This is a genomic window from Pseudoalteromonas sp. SR44-5 (assembly GCF_014163675.1).
GTDB lineage: Bacteria > Pseudomonadota > Gammaproteobacteria > Enterobacterales > Alteromonadaceae > Pseudoalteromonas > Pseudoalteromonas rhizosphaerae.
The window spans coordinates 110,957-127,684 of sequence record NZ_JACJDT010000006.1 but is presented as its reverse complement, the minus strand read 5'-3'; the positions used below and the strand labels follow the sequence as shown (position 1 = coordinate 127,684).

15 protein-coding genes are annotated in these 16,728 nt (G+C 42.4%); 10 read left to right on the top strand and 5 right to left on the bottom strand.

From position 1 onward, the window contains the following. The first annotated feature begins 2 nt into the window (after positions 1–2). The 3 genes from H5154_RS05245 to ppiC all read left to right on the top strand — a co-directional run bounded on the left by H5154_RS05245 (position 3) and on the right by ppiC (position 1,701). Positions 3–428, top strand: coding sequence for a thiol-disulfide oxidoreductase DCC family protein (locus H5154_RS05245; RefSeq protein WP_145234484.1), 426 nt, complete (start codon positions 3–5; stop codon positions 426–428). Between the two features lie 20 nt (positions 429–448). Further along, positions 449–1,360, top strand: a complete 912-nt coding sequence (locus H5154_RS05240) for a hypothetical protein (RefSeq protein WP_182717618.1) — start codon at positions 449–451, stop codon at positions 1,358–1,360. Between the two features lie 62 nt (positions 1,361–1,422). Beyond that, the gene (gene ppiC / locus H5154_RS05235; RefSeq protein WP_145234480.1) at positions 1,423–1,701 is read left to right on the top strand and encodes a peptidylprolyl isomerase PpiC; all 279 of its coding nucleotides are present in this window, start codon (positions 1,423–1,425) and stop codon (positions 1,699–1,701) included. Between the two features lie 89 nt (positions 1,702–1,790). Here the strand turns inward: ppiC and H5154_RS05230 are convergent, their stop codons facing one another. The 4 genes from H5154_RS05230 to H5154_RS05215 form a co-directional block, all read right to left on the bottom strand. Continuing rightward, positions 1,791–3,203 (bottom strand): YfcC family protein, encoded by a 1,413-nt coding sequence (locus tag H5154_RS05230; RefSeq protein ID WP_145234478.1) that lies wholly within the window; start codon positions 3,201–3,203, stop codon positions 1,791–1,793. 191 nt (positions 3,204–3,394) lie between these two features. After that, positions 3,395–4,042 carry a DsbA family oxidoreductase gene (locus H5154_RS05225; protein ID WP_138554903.1) on the bottom strand — a complete coding sequence of 216 codons (648 nt, stop codon included), beginning with the start codon at positions 4,040–4,042 and terminating at the stop codon, positions 3,395–3,397. Between the two features lie 144 nt (positions 4,043–4,186). Next, positions 4,187–5,407, bottom strand: a complete 1,221-nt coding sequence (locus H5154_RS05220) for a Xaa-Pro peptidase family protein (RefSeq protein ID WP_182717617.1) — start codon at positions 5,405–5,407, stop codon at positions 4,187–4,189. A gap of 25 nt (positions 5,408–5,432) precedes the next feature. Continuing rightward, positions 5,433–6,722: an FAD-binding oxidoreductase gene (locus tag H5154_RS05215; protein WP_145234472.1), complete on the bottom strand. Its 1,290-nt coding sequence runs from the start codon at positions 6,720–6,722 to the stop codon at positions 5,433–5,435. Between the two features lie 269 nt (positions 6,723–6,991). Here H5154_RS05215 and H5154_RS05210 point away from each other — a divergent pair, with 269 nt between their 5' ends. From H5154_RS05210 to H5154_RS05185, 6 genes are all read left to right on the top strand, one after another. Next, positions 6,992–7,174, top strand: a complete 183-nt coding sequence (locus tag H5154_RS05210; protein ID WP_145234469.1) for a hypothetical protein — start codon at positions 6,992–6,994, stop codon at positions 7,172–7,174. Then, complete coding sequence (locus tag H5154_RS05205; RefSeq protein WP_182717616.1) at positions 7,174–8,175, top strand: 4-hydroxyproline epimerase; 1,002 nt, start codon at positions 7,174–7,176, stop codon at positions 8,173–8,175. The genes H5154_RS05210 and H5154_RS05205 overlap by 1 nt, the downstream gene beginning before the upstream one ends. A 13-nt stretch (positions 8,176–8,188) precedes the next feature. Further along, positions 8,189–9,685 carry an aldehyde dehydrogenase (NADP(+)) gene (locus H5154_RS05200; RefSeq protein ID WP_182717615.1) on the top strand — a complete coding sequence of 499 codons (1,497 nt, stop codon included), beginning with the start codon at positions 8,189–8,191 and terminating at the stop codon, positions 9,683–9,685. Between the two features lie 135 nt (positions 9,686–9,820). Next, a complete protein-coding gene (locus H5154_RS05195; protein ID WP_145234461.1) occupies positions 9,821–10,489 on the top strand; it encodes a GntR family transcriptional regulator in 669 nt (222 codons plus the stop codon). Between the two features lie 124 nt (positions 10,490–10,613). After that, positions 10,614–11,405: a Cthe_2314 family HEPN domain-containing protein gene (locus H5154_RS05190; protein WP_182717614.1), complete on the top strand. Its 792-nt coding sequence runs from the start codon at positions 10,614–10,616 to the stop codon at positions 11,403–11,405. A gap of 277 nt (positions 11,406–11,682) precedes the next feature. Beyond that, positions 11,683–11,904: a hypothetical protein gene (locus H5154_RS05185; protein ID WP_182717613.1), complete on the top strand. Its 222-nt coding sequence runs from the start codon at positions 11,683–11,685 to the stop codon at positions 11,902–11,904. Positions 11,905–12,369: 465 nt separating this feature from the next. On the opposite strand, the gene H5154_RS05180 is transcribed toward H5154_RS05185, so the two are convergent. Continuing rightward, positions 12,370–13,338 carry a dihydrodipicolinate synthase family protein gene (locus H5154_RS05180; RefSeq protein WP_145234584.1) on the bottom strand — a complete coding sequence of 323 codons (969 nt, stop codon included), beginning with the start codon at positions 13,336–13,338 and terminating at the stop codon, positions 12,370–12,372. Positions 13,339–13,668: 330 nt separating this feature from the next. Here H5154_RS05180 and H5154_RS05175 point away from each other — a divergent pair, with 330 nt between their 5' ends. Next, positions 13,669–16,662 carry a TonB-dependent receptor domain-containing protein gene (locus tag H5154_RS05175; RefSeq protein WP_182717612.1) on the top strand — a complete coding sequence of 998 codons (2,994 nt, stop codon included), beginning with the start codon at positions 13,669–13,671 and terminating at the stop codon, positions 16,660–16,662. Positions 16,663–16,728: the final 66 nt, after the last annotated feature.

The following is a 16,728-nucleotide window of genomic DNA, read 5'->3' as shown; positions in this document are numbered from 1 at the left end:
GTATGTGTGAAATAAATGCTCAACAGCTTATGCAAAACAATAAAATAATACTCTTTGACGGGCAGTGTAAGCTTTGTAATGCATGGTGTAATTTTATTATTAAGCACGATAAAAAGCTGTGTTTTAAATTATGCAGTGTGCAGTCTTTAAAAGGCCAAGCAATCCTCACGCACTTTGGTTACCCAACAGCTAATTTTAAAACCATGATCTATGTTGAAAATAATCAGTGTGTTACCAAAAGTGATGGTGTGATTAATGTTGTTTCACAGTTGGGTTGGCCATGGCCCTTAGCTAACATATTACGAATAATACCGAAACGGATACGCAACTGGGGGTATGATGCCATTGCACTTAACCGGTATCGCTTATTTGGAAAATATAATTATTGCGTGATCCCAAGTCATGAGTATGATCACCACTACTTATAATTTCTTTACAAGGCGGACTGTTGGCAGGTTATTTGGTTAAACTTAATATACTGTTTTTAGTGTTTAGTGCTGGACTATATGCTCAAAATGACACCCATGATGACTCTGCAATCGTGGTAGATGTTCGCGACAGAATTAATCTGCGGATGCAAAATACCGCCCAGTGGTTAGACGATTTACTCGGTGAAGAGGTTAACCCAAACAAAGCCCATGCTAGAGGTTTTTTGCGGTTAGGCTGGCTTCCCCGCAGTGCTGATCTAGCTGAAACAGAAGTACGCTTTAAAGTATCATTAAGCTTACCTAGCTGGGAAAACCGCTTAAATCTAATAATAGATAATGACGCTGACGAATTTAGCCGGTTGCCTTTTGAAACCGACTCCCCAGCTAATCAAAACAATGGTACTGAAGACATAAATGCTGCGCTGCAATTTTTAGTTGAGCGTACCGCTAACTTAGAGGTTGATAATCGTGTTGGCATATCACGTAGCCAACTTTATGGACGCAGTGCACTTCGTTGGAATAAAACATTTAATCAAACGCAGTACTTTGCATCTGCCGGCTTAGAGTATTACTTCTCTGATGGCTTTGGTTACTTTATTAAGCTCTCCAGTGATACTAAGATCAATGAGTTTTATTCGCTGAATGTCTCTGCTAATTACCGTGAAATTGATGACGAAATAGATAGCGAAATGCGCTCAGGTGTTTATTTAAGTTATATACCCGATGCGCAGCGAGCCGCAGTGTTTGGTGCCAATGTACAGAATAGTTTTGATGACTTTACTATCTATACAGTATCGTACCGTTACCGGCAGCAAGTAAAATACAGTTGGCTGTTTTATGAATTAGAGCCGTTTATAGAATACCGAGAAGAACTCAATTATCGCGACGAAGTAGGATTCGCGATTCGTTTAATTGGCTATTATGGCCAGTGATAATGACTAGTTTTTATCTATTATGATAAAATCCCCTCAGTTTAATTTTGTAGAGATAGATCATGGCTAGCACCGCACACGCATTACACATTTTAGTTAAGCATAAAGAACTTGCCGAAGACATAATTCAGCAGTTAAAAAAAGGCGCTAAGTTCCATGTGCTCGCTAAAAAACATTCCTCTTGCCCATCGGGTAAAAAAGGGGGTGATTTAGGCGAATTTAAACGTGGCCAAATGGTTCCGCAATTTGATAAAGTGGCTTTTGGCGCAGAAATATTAGAACCACATTTAGTAAAAACTAAATTTGGTTGGCATGTGATAAAAGTGCTTTATAGAACGTAAGAGTAAAGTTAGCTAGAAAAACGAGTGACTTCGATTTAACGAAAAAACCACCTACAAAGGTGGTTTTTTCGTTTAAGTATCCAGTAACTTTAGCTGCCAACGGCACTTGGTTGTACATCCAAACCATAACCAAACATCACTGCAAGTACGAGCACAATCGATGCTGCTAACATCAATTTAAGTAATAGTGGTAAACAAAAACGGAACCAATGCCCATAAGGGACACCCGCCATGCCTAAAATTCCCATTAATACCGCATTGGTAGGGATAATCATATTTGAAAAGCCATCACCAAATTGATACGCAAGCACTGCAACTTGGCGTGGCACGCCGACTAAATCGCCCAGTGGTGCCATAAGTGGCATAGTGACATACGCTTGCCCAGAACCTGACGGAATAAAGGTATTAAGCACTGTTTGAATTACTAACATGCCAATGGCTGATATTTCAGCACTCACATAAGATAATGGCAGTGACATGCCATGCACTAAGCTATGCAATATTTGCCCATCTTCAAGGATTAAAGCAATACCACGGGCAACACCAATTAAAATAGCGGTGGTGACGAGATCTGAAACACCTTCAATAAAGCGGTTTGCAGCATCATCGGCAGATAAACGGCCCAGAATAGCGATCAACACACCCCACGCGATAAACACGCCGCCTAATTCGTATAAGTACCAGCCTTTGGTTGCAATACCCCATACAGCAACACCTAGCGTGACAATAAAGCTACCTAAAATTAATTTATGACGCAGTGCAAGTTCAGGGTAATGCGGTGTTGCTTGATCATTGAGAGGGCAAGGCACATCAAGCATCATGGATTTACTTGGATCGGCGGCCACCTTTTTAGTGTACTGCCACACATGATGAAAACCAATTAGTACAAAGGGCACAAATATCGCTAAGCGCAACCATAAACCAGAATAAACAGGAATTTCAGCAATCTGCTGGGCAATTAACACTGTGAATGGGTTAAACGCAGACACGCCATAACCAATCCCGTAACCGGCTACAATCATCCCTACTGCTGTCATTGCATCAAGGCGCATAGCTTTACAAAGAGCGACTAATATTAATACAAATGGAATATATTCACCCGCTGTACCAATACTGCTTGATGCTAAGGCAAAACAAAAAACCACCATAAATATAAGTCGTTGCGGCTTTTTACCATGGCGCTCAAGTAAACGGCCAATCAACGCATCAACCGTGCCGGTAGCACGGGCAATGGCCAGTACACCGCCAACAATCAAGACAAAAAAGATCACATCTTGCGCCGCAGCAAAGGCGCGCGGAATCGCCGTTAATAAATCCCAAGGGGTAAGATAGTGACGTTCAGCGACCGTATGATAGGTGCCCGCAAGGACCATTTCCCGACCAGACTCGGTGAGTGTTGTGTCAAAAAAACCTTGTGGTACTAACCAGGTAGCAACTAACGCAGTGACCATCATACCTAGCAGTAAAATCAAAGTATGCGGTACTTTGAAAGAATTACTCATACGTTCTCCATTTTTATAATTGGCGCAGCAGATATGCCTCGCTGTTTTTTGTTAAGGATAACACGAGTTATAAAATCACAATAAAAATAGCAACGTCAGTCTGTAAAGGAATGTAACGGGGGGCACTAAGTTAAAGAAGAAAGTTAGTTAAAAAGCGACGCAACAGGTAAATTGCGTCGCTTGTCATTTTATTACGCTTCTTGCTCGGCGATTTGTTTAAATGCTTGCACAAATGCGTCGCTTGGCTGGCCGCCAGTGAGGGCGTATTGATCGTTAATGATAAAGGTTGGCACTGAGGAAATGCCCATTTGCTGTAGCGCATTTTGCTCGCTGCGTACTTCTTGGAAATACTCGCCTGAGTCTAAAATTTCTTTTGCGCGGGCTCTATCAAGACCAACACTTTGTACTACATCAAGTAGGTTGTCTTGCTCATTAAGGAAAATTAAATCGGTAAAGTGGGCTTTAAATAAAGCGAGTTTTAGCTCGGTTTGTTTGCCTTCAGTGGCAGCCCAAGTGAGTAAGCGATGTAAGTCAAAGCTATTGATCATGATGCGTTTACCGTCAAAATTAAAGGTAAAGCCTGCTTTTTCACCCATCTCTAAAATACGTTTGCGGTTTTCGTCGCCTTGCTCCTCGCTCAGGCCATATTTTTGTTGTAAATGCTCATTTAAATCTTGCCCTTCAATTGGCATATCTGGGTTTAACTCAAATGGCTTCCAGCTGATCTCAGCTGAAAATTCGTCACTTAATTGCGCTAATGCTGTTTCAAGGTTTTTATAACCAATAATGCACCAAGGACACATTACGTCTGAAACGATGTCGATTTTTAGCTTTTTCATGAGTGAGCCTATTTTTTACAGTGTGTACGGGTCTATATGCAGGCGCGAAGGGGTTAATTCAAGAGGGGGGATTTTCAATTTACAGAAATAAGTGCTTAAACTGCACGGTAAGCGTTTACCGTGCAGTCGTTATGATGGACTAGCTTAGTCAGCTAAACCAAAAGGGTCTTCGATGCTATGGGCAGGCTCAGTAAACCATTTTGGCCCTTTATCAGTCATATAGAAATGATCTTCTAAGCGAACGCCAAATTCATCAGGTATAACTAGCATAGGCTCATTACTAAAGCACATACCTGTTGCAAGTGGGGTTTTGTTGCCGCCGACTAAATAAGGCCATTCGTGAATATCTAAGCCAATACCGTGGCCTGTGCGGTGGGGGCAACCTGGCGTTTGATATTCAGGACCTAGCTCTTGCGCGGCTAAGTAACTACGCGCGGCGGCATCGACTGCTTCACAAGGCGCACCAATTTTTGCAGCGTTGAAGGCGGCGATTTGCGCGGCTTTTTCGTAATCCCAAAACTGGCGTTGGCGCTCTGTGGCCTCACCAAACACATAGGTGCGGGTAATATCTGATAAATAATCATGTACTTTACAGCCAGTATCAATCAGTACCATATCGCCTTTTTTAAGAATTTGCGGGTCTTTCACGCCATGTGGGAACGAGGTTGCAACGCCAAATAATACGATGCAAAAATAGTTACCTGGAGCACCTACTTTTTGGTGTGCTTGCTTGATAAACGCTTCAACTTCGCTCGTGCTGATTCCTTCGTGTAACATACTTGCAGTTGCTTGGTGAACCGCTAACGTCATATCCATAGCGCGTTGCATCAGTGCCAGCTCGTTGGCTGATTTATGCATTCGACAATGAGCGGTCACAGGTTGTGCATTGACTAGGTTTAAGCCAGTTTGTGCTTTGTTTATACCATCAAAAATAAAGAACTGTGCGCTTTCGTCAATGCCAACAGTGCCATTAGCCGCAATGCCCATTTCTGCGAGTATTTCAACAAATAAAGCATAAGGGTTTTGGTGCTCTTGCCAACCACGAATAGGGCCATCGATGACTTTAAAACCGTTTAGTGAGCCAATTTCAAAATACGGGGCAATGTATTGTACGTCGCCTTTAGCCGGTAATATTGCGCCTACCATACGCTCACTGGCATACCAACGCATACCGGTAAAGTAGGTTAAGTTAGTGCCTGCATTTAAGTAAATTGCATCAATACAATTGGCTTGCATGTAGGCTTGTGCTTTGGCAATACGCGCTAAATGCTCATCAGCCTGAATAGGCATTAAATCGCCCGTCATATCGCTTAGACCGGCGAGTGCTTGCTCTTTAGTTTGCGTACCAATTCCGAATGTTGTCATGGTGCTCTCCTTTATTTATATGCGGCTATTGTGCGTGTGGCTGTGCTTTACTGCAAGCGGGTTGCGTTGAAAAGCGACTCACACAATAAGGGTGTATATCTATTTGCGGCGGGTGGTTTAAACACAGTGCGGTTATTAGCTCTGCGGTTACGGCGCCTTGGGTTAATCCTAAGTGCTGGTGGCCAAAAGCAAAGTACAGGTTATCGTGGTTCGGGGCGCTACCAATAACGGGCAATGAATCCGGTAGCGATGGCCTACAGCCCATCCAGGTACTGTTAGCATGTAATGAAAAGGCTGATCTATTCAGTAATGCTTTAGCGTTGGGTAATAATGCTAATGCGCGTTTGTTATTCATTTTTCGTTTGGTGCCGGCAAATTCTACCGTGCCAGCAATGCGTAGGCCTTGGCTCATGGGAGTCATAATAAAGTGACGCTCGGCAGAGGCCACAGGGCGTGAAAGCCCGTAATTACTGGCTAGCATGCAATGGTAACCACGTTCAGTATCAAGCGGCACTTTGTAGCCTAAAGGTTTCAATAGTGTGTTACTCCATGCGCCTGCGGCGATGACTACTTTATTCGCTGTGACAATTTGATTTTGGCAACTGAGTGTATAACCTTGCTTTGCAGGCTGTATCGAGGTGATTTTTTGTTGGCAAAATTGGCCGCCCAACGCGCTAAATTGTTCTGCTAAGTTGAGGCAAAATAAATGCGGATCAACACTGTGAGCCACCTCTTTAAATAATAAAGCGTAGGTAATGGTTTTAGCTAAATTGGGCTCTAGTAGACGCACGTGTTCGCCATCAAGTAACTCCACCTCAATACCCTGATCAAGGTAGCTGCGCAGCATAGCGTTAATTTTACTAAGAGGGGTGGTCTCAAAAGTCAGTAAGCTGCCCTTTTTAGTTAGTAAGTGGCCTAAATTATACTCACTGAGTAAGCGCTCATAAGCGGGGATCGCTAGTTGGTTTAACGCCTTAAGTGCTTGTGTGTTAGTGCGATAAGTCTTGCTTGGCATGTTTTTAACAAATTGCCAAAACCAAGGTAGGGCTTTAAAGCCATAACGCCAATCAATCCGTAGCGGCCCTAATGGATTGAATAACATACCGGGTAGCTTCTTTAATAGTGAAGGGTGCGCAAGCGGAAACACTTGCTCAGTCGCAAAGTGTCCAGCATTGCCTTTAGAGCAGCCTTGCGCTAAACCATTTTCATCATACAAGGTGACTGCAAAACCTGCTCGTTGTAGTTGTAATGCGCTACAAATGCCAATAATACCAGCTCCTATAACGGCGACTTGCTGTTTATTTTTATCCGCCAAAATAATTTACCTCTTCTATAAAAGTAATACCAAACACTTGATTTGTAGGCGCGTATACATTGCATCTCACTTTAAACAGTGATTTATGAAAAAAATCCCGCTGTATTAAATCAGTAAATAAGCATTGTTTTTCAGTTTCTTAAGTAGTTATTCCCAATCCCAAAAGAGCCTCAGAAGATAAACCTTTTAACAAACTTTAAGGTGGGATATTGATTATTGTATACAATATACCTATGATATCAAGCCTAAACATCAATCAGGTAATTAAAATGACAGTAACTTGGCAAGGAGTCTGTGCAGCAGTAATGGCTCAGTTTAGTGCAGACGACTCCATTAACTTTGCAACAACAGCAAACATGAGCGATGAACTGATCAACAAAGCTGTTCACGGCATGATTGCACTGGCTATAGCAAGCCCTACTAACCTAACAAAATTAAAGTGGGCTAAGTGATGCGTAAAGGAAGTTTTTTTTGTATTGACGGCCATACTTGTGGCAACCCAGTTAGGCTTATAACCAGTGGTCACCCGCAATTGAGCGGGCAGAGCATGAGTGAGAAGCGCCAAGATTTTTTGCAAAATCACGATTGGATCCGCCAAGCACTGATGTTTGAACCTCGCGGTCACGACATGATGTCGGGCGGATTTTTATATCCACCGACCACGGAAGACGGCGATGCCGCTATTTTATTTGTTGAAACATCTGGGTGTTTGCCTATGTGCGGCCACGGCACAATGGGTATCGTTACGTTTGCTTTAGAGCATGGTTTGTTACATGCAAAAGTGCCAGGGACCCTATTGTTAGACACACCTGCTGGGCGTGTTCAAATCAATTATGAAATGACCGGTGGTAAAGTACAGTGGGTAAAAATTTATAATGTACCTGCGTATTTAGCACATCAGTCGATAGTTATTGAAGTGCCTGAATTGGGCGAGCTTGAGGTAGATATTGCCTATGGTGGCAACTTTTACATTATTGTTGAACCACAGGGTAATTATAAAGGCATTGAACATTTAACGGCTGGGCAAATTTTGCAATATAGCCCGCTAGTGCGTGATGCAATAAACGCCAAAATTAAATGTGTTCATCCGCTTGACTCAACCGTTCAAGGCGCAAGCCATGTTTTATGGACAGGCACCCCAAAAAATGCCAATTCAGACGCCGCAAATGCAGTTTTTTATGGTGATAAAGCCATTGATCGCTCGCCATGTGGAACAGGCACCAGCGCCCGTATGGCACAGCTATTTGCCAAAGGGCAGTTGGCTCAAGGGCAAAATTTTATTCACGAAAGTTATATTGGCAGCCAGTTTATTGGTTGCATTGAACACGTAACAGAGATCGCAGGCATAACAGCTATCTTACCAAGTATTCAAGGTTGGTCTAGGGTGACGGGCACAAGTGCTATCACCGTAGATGACGATGACCCATACGCATTTGGGTTTCAAGTAATTTAATGAGGAGCAAAGCATGACATTAACAGGACAAAGTTTAGTAGCAGGGCAATGGCTCGGTCACTCTGGAAATGGTGAATTTAACGCATTTTCCCCCGCCCGCAATGAACCACTCGCAACGCGCTTTTTTAACCTCAGCGCCACTGAGTTAGACAGTGCAATAGAAGCCGCACAATCGGCGTTTTATGAATATCGTAAAACCAGTTTTGCACAACGAGCAGATTTTTTAGAATGTATTGCTGATCATATTTTAGCGCTTGGTGATGAGTTACTTGAGCAAACACAGCAAGAAACCAACTTACCGCTGGCACGTTTGCAAGGTGAGCGTATGCGCACCGTAAATCAGCTTAAAGCCTTTGCTAATGCATTACGTGACAACCCTGAATCGCCACTGGGTTTAAAAATAGTGGATGAAGCAGATGCCACCAGAGCACCGTTACCAAAGCCGCACACTGAACTTAACTATTTACCGCTGGGGCCGGTGGCTGTATTTGGTGCATCTAATTTCCCTTACGCCTTTTCAACACTGGGCGGCGATACCGCCGCAGCCCTTGCAGCAGGCTGCCCAGTAATTGTAAAAAACCACACCGCGCACCCAGGAACGGGTGAGTTGATGGCACGTGTGGCGCTTGCAGCCATTAAAGAATGTGCAATGCCGTTAGGCGTGTTTGCAATGGTACAAAGTAAAGCCTACGACATATCGCATCAATTAGTGGCTGCGCCGGCAATAAAAGCGGTGGGGTTTACAGGCTCATTTAATGTGGCCAGCAAGCTGCAAGCAACAATTGCCAAGCGTGAAGAGCCGATACCATTTTATGGTGAGCTTGGCAGTATTAACCCACAAGTTATTTTACTCAATAAAGCCATTGAACATAGCAAAGAGATGGCACAATCACTTTGCCAGTCAATGCTGATGGGGAACGGGCAGTTTTGCACTAGCCCAGGGCTTTGGTTAGTACCAACCGGGTGTGACGAACTCGAAGCACATATAACAGCGTGTATTAATGATGCCCCATCAGACACTTTACTCACCCCTGGGATTGTTAAAACCTTTAAACACCAAATAGCAGAGCGAACTCAGCTTGATAAGCTTAGCGTGCTGGGTAAAGGCAAGCTGGAGCATGAATTTCATGCTAATGCACATGTATTTGCTTGTAATGCTGATGACTATTTAGCAATCTCAGCTTTGCAAGAAGAAGTGTTTGGCCCTGCTGCGTTAGTGGTGCGCTACGACAGTGAACAGCAGCTCATGACATTGATAAACCAATTACAAGGGCAGTTAACCGCCAGTATTCATGGCACTGAAGCTGATTTAAACAACGCCGATAGCCTTATCGAAGCGCTGCAATATAAAGTAGGTCGTTTGATAAAAAATCAGCTGCCAACAGGTGTTGAAGTGTGCGCTTCAATGAACCACGGTGGGCCGTTCCCAAGTTCAACCGATGTACGCAGTACCTCTGTGGGCGCAAATGCAATGTTACGTTTTATGCGACCAATTTGTTATCAAGCATAGGATTTATTGGGCGGGATATGCAAATTGTATATTCCCGCTTTCCCCCTTGTTTATATAGGGTACAGACAGATTCTCACTTGGCATATGAGTGAACTTGAGTATAATGTATGCTAAATGCAATGTAAGAGGATCACCATGGCTATCGAGCACAAAACCCGCACCCAGCTTGTTGCAGAAGCAATTCGCGCAAAAATTCTCTCTGGTGAAATTAAAGCAGGCGAGCCCTTACGTCAAGCTGCACTGGCAACAGAGATGAACGTAAGTCGTATTCCTGTACGTGAGGCACTTCTTCAGCTTGAAGCCGAAGGGCTTGTTAACTTTGAAGCGCACAAAGGAGCTACGGCAACAGAGCTTTCAGCATCACAAATTGATGAGATTTTTGATTTAAGAGCCTTACTTGAAGCAGAGCTATTAAGCCATTCAATAGACGGTTTAACAGATCAAGATTTAATCGACGCTGAGCTTATTTTAACTGAGCTTGAAAGCGCTATGGATGCGGGCGACACCCACCTTGCCACAGGCGATTTAAATAGTCGATTTCATGGTAAATTATATTCGCGCGCGCAACGGCCACAAACCCGTGAGCTGGTAGATATGTATAGTAAAAATTCAGAGCGCTACGTGCGCATGCATATTTTACTGGCTGGTGGTTTAACCACCGCACCCGAAGAGCACCGCACATTGTTAAATCACTGTCGCGCAAAAGACACTAAAAAAGCCTGTGACTTTTTGAAAAAGCATATCTTGGGCGCCAAAAACGACATTAAAAAGCTATTATTAAAAATCGAAGACGAAAAAAGGTAACCTTAATAAGTTGTTATTATAAATTTTAATGTGTGTTTACGCAGTTCAGGGTAATCACTCAAGAGTGTTTATCGGTATTCTTGGTAAAAGGCTGTTAGCTATCTGTCAGAAATTGCGAGTATCTATGAATAATGAATATCATTGGTGGGATCTGGAAGACTCTAGCTTCAAGGGTGTTTTATACGACTCGATAAATTGTTATTTCTTGCATGACTTGCCTTACAAAAACTGGGAAGAGTTTTCTGAAGCTGACCCACATATGGCTTATGCACAATTAACCTATGTCCGATTTAACATGCTTGAACAACAATTCATTGATTTGCGGGTTATCCCTCAAATGCTTGGGGTTGAAACTGTTCCAGTTAAATCCAGCGTTCAAGACATAAATAGATACGACTGGCTTAAATCTATCGTTGATTTGACTTTATTCCGTTTTTCCAGCTTGAGAGATATAGCCTTTCATTTTGTGAATGAAGTTTTGGAGCTAGGACTTTCTGATTTTCAGTTAAATATTAAGCAACTCAAAAAAGCTCTCAAAACAGAGTACCCTGAAATTCTAGAGGACTTAAAAACTCTTGATAAAACCGGTGAAGAATTGCGGACTGATCGTAATGACCGAGCACACAAGGGATTCAGTGAACTCTATACTGGCGATGATAAAATGTTCAAAAATATGTCGTGGATGGAAGGCAAAGTTATCGACAACACTGATTATGATTTGGTCGGTATTTATGAAAACTCCCGTGACAAAATTTGTGATCTAGTAGTTCAAGAAGTGCAGGTGGCATTAAGAGCTACAATCAATTTAGTTGATAATTGCTATGACCACTATCGTGATACACACCTTAGGCTATCATGCGGTTCTGCAATGGGAGTGTCGCAGCATTTCCCACTGCATTGTGAAAAAGATAGCTAACAAGCAATTTAAGAGTGATTCCCCACGCTTGGCAGTTTCAGTTTAGGGCTAGTTCAGTGTTTACGGTGTTCAATTTGAGCATCGTGGTAGCGTGGCCCACACCTTAATTGGGGGTTGAGGCTGTAGAATTACTCTTTTTTTAAGAAAGACAGCCAGTTTTATGGGTTCCAAATGCATTACCTAATGCTTTAAAAACGCTTAGAGTTAATTACAGGAGCTCGTCTTTTAATTGAATTTGGCTGTTGGAGTTATACTACAGCCTCGTTAGGTGATTTACATGGATGGTTGGCAGTATCACGATATTGGTTTTGAATCCCAAACTAAAAAAATCAATGGTATTAATATTTGGAAGTATCCTTGGAACGACATGGACGAACCATCATTTGAAGTGCCTCATCCTCAATATCCAGATCAACGTCATAAAATCACACCTTACTTTATTAAAACTAAAGGTAAAACTCTTACATTTGCTGCGGGTGAAGTTAGTAATTGCGTTTGATGTATTTATGTTGCAGAATCAATTGCCTAATACATATGAGCCTTAACTCTGTCAATAGGCAATAGTGTTCTTTTTGACCGTTTTATAAATTGAAGGTCAATCAAAAATCAACTCTAATTCAATAAGCAAATTCGTTTACTTCGTATGTCGATGTGGCTGTTAAGCAAGTAGCTTACGGCAAACACATCTAGGGTGCGTTACGCAGTAATCTCTTATTGCGATCTTATCGCAGCCAGGTTTTTCCCATATCCTTTTGGACTTTCTGGGGCACTACGACTAAATAGATTTAGAAGGTAGAACGAAGCAGGATGCCAGAGCCGAGACATTCATCGGTTAACCTAATCATGGCAAGTAGCCTAGGCCTGTTTTGAATAAAATAAGATGTAACAATCTCAAAAATAGCCAATCTGTAAAGATAAAAACTCCGTAACAACGGAGTTTTTGCTATTTGAATATTTTAAAACATCAGTCTAGTAAATCGAGGACCTCAAGTCGTTCTTTTGCTAGGGCATACCGTGTGTGCACGTCATCAATTTGCTGTTGGGTTAACTTCTTGCCAAAGGTGCGAAGCCCACCTGTTAGATCATTATGATGAATGCCAAAAGCAAACTTAAGGTATTCTAAAAGTAACGGCTGTGCATCAAGATAGGATATAGAGTTCATCGCTTGAGAGATTTTGTTTGCCTCGGCCCATTCTCCGTTATTTACATACTCTTGCATTGTAATACTCGCTTTTGGGAATATGCAGCCCACACCTGTAATGCCGCCACATGCGCCTGCGAGTCCTGCATGTACAGTAACGGTGTCAACACCGGCCAATACTTTTAAATTTTTGTTCTCTAACATCATTGTTTCAATAACTGACACATCGATAGTTGATATTTTAAGCGCAGTTACCTCTGGTAGAGCTGCAAGCCTTGTAAGCAGATCAGTTGAAAGCGCATGGTAGCCCGCTGCGTCAGGGTTGTTATAGGGCATTATTGTTATGCCGGCCTCTTTTGCCGCTGAGGCGCTAAGCGCGTAGTAAGCATACATCTGTTCATCACAAGGTGTTTCTTTGGTTTTTGGTGGCATTACCATAACGGTATCTACGCCGACCGTTGCGAGTTCTTTTACTATTTTGGCTAGTTCTTCTTTGGTTTCTGCCGCTGCGCCACTGATTAAAGGAACGTTGTGTTCTTTAGCAACACTTGAAAGGGCTTTTAGTAAAGAAAGGCGTTGCTCAGCACTTAGGTAGCTGTTTTCACCCAGCGTACCAGAGCCAACAAGTCCACCCATACGAGTACCCCCCTTTCCTTGCACTTTTAAAATATCTGCAGCGTATTTTTTTGTTGTATCAAGGTCTATTTCCAGGGCTCCGGACTCTGACTCTTTTAGCCATGTAAATACGGCCGGCATAACTGTATATCGCCAATCTTTACTGTTCGTTTGCATCATATTTCCTCTTATAAATACATATTGTATACATTATACATTTAGATTGTATCAGCTAAATTGCTTTCGGCAAGGCCGGAATAAAAATAAACTAAACCCTGTATTAATTACTTTGCTCACTTCTGTTACTTTTTAGGTGTTCAGTGTGAGTTTGCAAGCAATTGATTATAAATATTGTTTTTGAATAAGTTTGACATGAACCATCTTGTTTTTTAATTTTACGTAAATTAAATGTATATTACATATTGTATACAATATGTAAAGAGTGTATATTTTTTACGTCAAGGTTAGCCTGGCAACAAAAAATCAACAGGATCAAAGGAACATTTCATGTTTACGAATAATAAAAAGCAAACTCGGGGAGTGGGTGTTAAAACCCTACTGGCAACAGCTGTTACAGCTGCATTAATAATGACACCAGCTGCGCAGGCCGTAGATGGTAGTAGTATTGTAAAAGGTCATATTGTTGCACACTCTGGTAATGATTTGATTGGCGCAACAATTACACTTAAACACAAGAGTAAAGGGCTTGTTTACACTATTACGAGTAATGCTGAAGGCGATTACTTATTACGTAATGTACCGGTGGGTATGTACGATGTAACGATTGTAAAAGATGGCTATCAAACACTAATTGAAGAAGATGTAGCAGTGACCATTGGTCAATCAATCATTCTCGATGTACAACTTTATAAAGCTGGTACTGATATAGAGCGTATCGCGGTAACAGGTTCGGCAATTCGTCGTGTAGATATGGCTTCCTCTACCTCCGGTTTAACGTTTAGTGATGCTGAGCTTAAAGCAATGCCGGTTAATACAGGCTTTGAGAGCATTGCTTTACTTGCGCCAGGTACCGCTGCACCTGGTGGCTCTAATTTTAAAGGCGCATCAAGTTTTGGTGGTTCATCGGCTGCTGAAAATGGCTACTATTTTAATGGCTTAAATGTAACGAGTATTCGTACTGGTTTAGGTTCCATTCGCCTTCCTTGGGAAGCTATATCCCAAACTCAAGTTAAAACCGGTGGTGTAAGCCCTGAATTTGGTGGTGCATTAGGCGGCATTGTAAACGCTGTGTCTAAATCGGGCGATAACGACTTTAAATTCGGTGCAGAGGTGCGCTGGGATCCTGATGGCCTTCGTAGTCAACATGATTCAATATTTCAAGATAGTGGGACAATAAACACTAATACACAGCAAAGCAGTTACGACTTTAAAGAAGTACAGCTATGGGCAAGTGGTGCAATTATTGAAGATACCCTGTTCTTTTATGGTTTATTTGCACCACGCAGAGAAGAGTCTAATAGCGCAGGGCAAACCACTTTTTCTGATTTTGAGCGTGATGAAGACCGTTGGTTCACCAAAGTGGATTGGTTTATTAATGAAGATCACTCTATTGGTTTCTCTGCAATGAACAATAAACGTACTTGGACTGATAAAACGTTTGCGTATAGTTGGCAAGATAATGTGGTAGGTGATCAACAAGGTGTCGATGCACCAGGCGAAGATGGCGGCAATGTATACAGTATTAACTACAATGGCTACCTCACAGATACTTTTTCAGTGTCAGCCGTTGTTGGTCGTGTTACTGAAAATGTTGAGAACGTTGTAGCATCACCTAATCCCGGCGTGTGGGATGAACGTGACGGTTTTGTAACTCTAAGCCAGCATACAAATTCCGGTATAACGGAAGAAGAGTATATTCGTGACCAAGCCAGAATTGATTTTAACTGGGACTTGGATATGCATTCAATTCAATTTGGTATTGATTACACCAATGTGAAGGTTGATTATTTTGAAGGCCAAAATGGTATTGGGGATGCACAAGGCTGGTGGACTATAAAAACTGCTGGTGAAAATGATATATCAAGTGCTGCGCTGGGGAGTGACTTTATCGAAAGGCGGGTCCGTAGCCGTGAGGTCGATTCAGATACAACTTCACTGGCGTTTTATATTAATGACTCATGGCAAGCAACTGATAATTTAGTCCTTAATATGGGTTTGCGTTATAGCCAGTTTGAAAATACGGTGACAGATGGCCGAGCATTTGTTGATATTGATAATCAAATAGCGCCACGCTTACAGGCTATTTATGATGTATCGGGTGACGGTAGCGCTAAAATATTTGCCACTTACGGGCGCTATTTTCAGCCAGTATCTGCGAACATGAATATCACTCAAGGCTCTGCATCAATTGAATGGTTTGAGTATTTTGAATTAGATCAATTAGAAGGCAATGGCTCGCCTACTTTATTAGCTGACGGCTCACCTAGCAGAGGTGATATGTTACGAGATAGACGCTGGCGCCAGCGTGGTATTACTGAACCTGGGTTAATTGCCTCGTCTTCTTTAAAACCAATGTACAGCGATGAGTTCACAATAGGGTATCAACAAGAAGTTTTTGATTCTATGTCTGCCGGCGTACGTGCTATTTACCGCGACCTTGGGCGCAGTGTTGAAGACACGGATGTAGGCCCTATACTTGCCAAGAAACTTGCCGAAATGGGGATCACCGATAACGTAGGGCAGGGTTCATATTATGTGCTTAATAATCCTGGTGAAGCGATTCAAATGTCGTATGACTTTGATGGTGATGGAGAAATAGATAACGTTAATTTAAGTGCTGATGAGCTTGCACTTGCCGAAGCACAACGCAAATATTTGGCCCTTGAGTTTACCTTAGATGGCAATGTAACCGATGACTTGCGTATCAATACTTCATATACATGGTCACATAGCTACGGTAATACGGAAGGTTTAGTTAAAACGGATAACGACCAAGCAGATCCTGGTTGGACGACCTCTTACGACTATGGCGATTTGATGGATCATGGCTATGGTAATTTACCAAATGACCACCGCCACGCAATCAAATTTAGTGGCGCGTATAATATTACCGATTCACTGACTGTAGGTTTAGTTGCGCGAACTACATCGGGTCGTCCAAAGAGCTACTTCTCAGTTCACCCTGAAGGTGTTGATAGCTGCGAGCAAGGAAGCCCGTGGGATGCATGTGTGAGTAAATACTATGACCAAGCATCGCACTATGATGAAAATGGTAACCCGGCACCACGCGGAAGCAAAGGTAACTTACCGTGGTTAACTAATGTGGATATGTCACTGACTTATTATACTGACTTTTTTGGCTCTGACATGACCTTAAAAGGCACGGTATATAACTTATTCGATGGAGATAGCGCGGTATCGATAAACGAGGAGCGAGCTCAATATGGCGATAATGGCTTAGAGCTCAACCCAGATTATGGTTTAGTAACTGGCCGCCAAGGTGCTCGATATATATCGTTAACCGCACGTATAGAATTTTAAGTTCCCTGGTAAGTGGCTGTAAATTGTCGTTTTAGTAAATAGTATCTAACAAGCGAAAACTAAAAC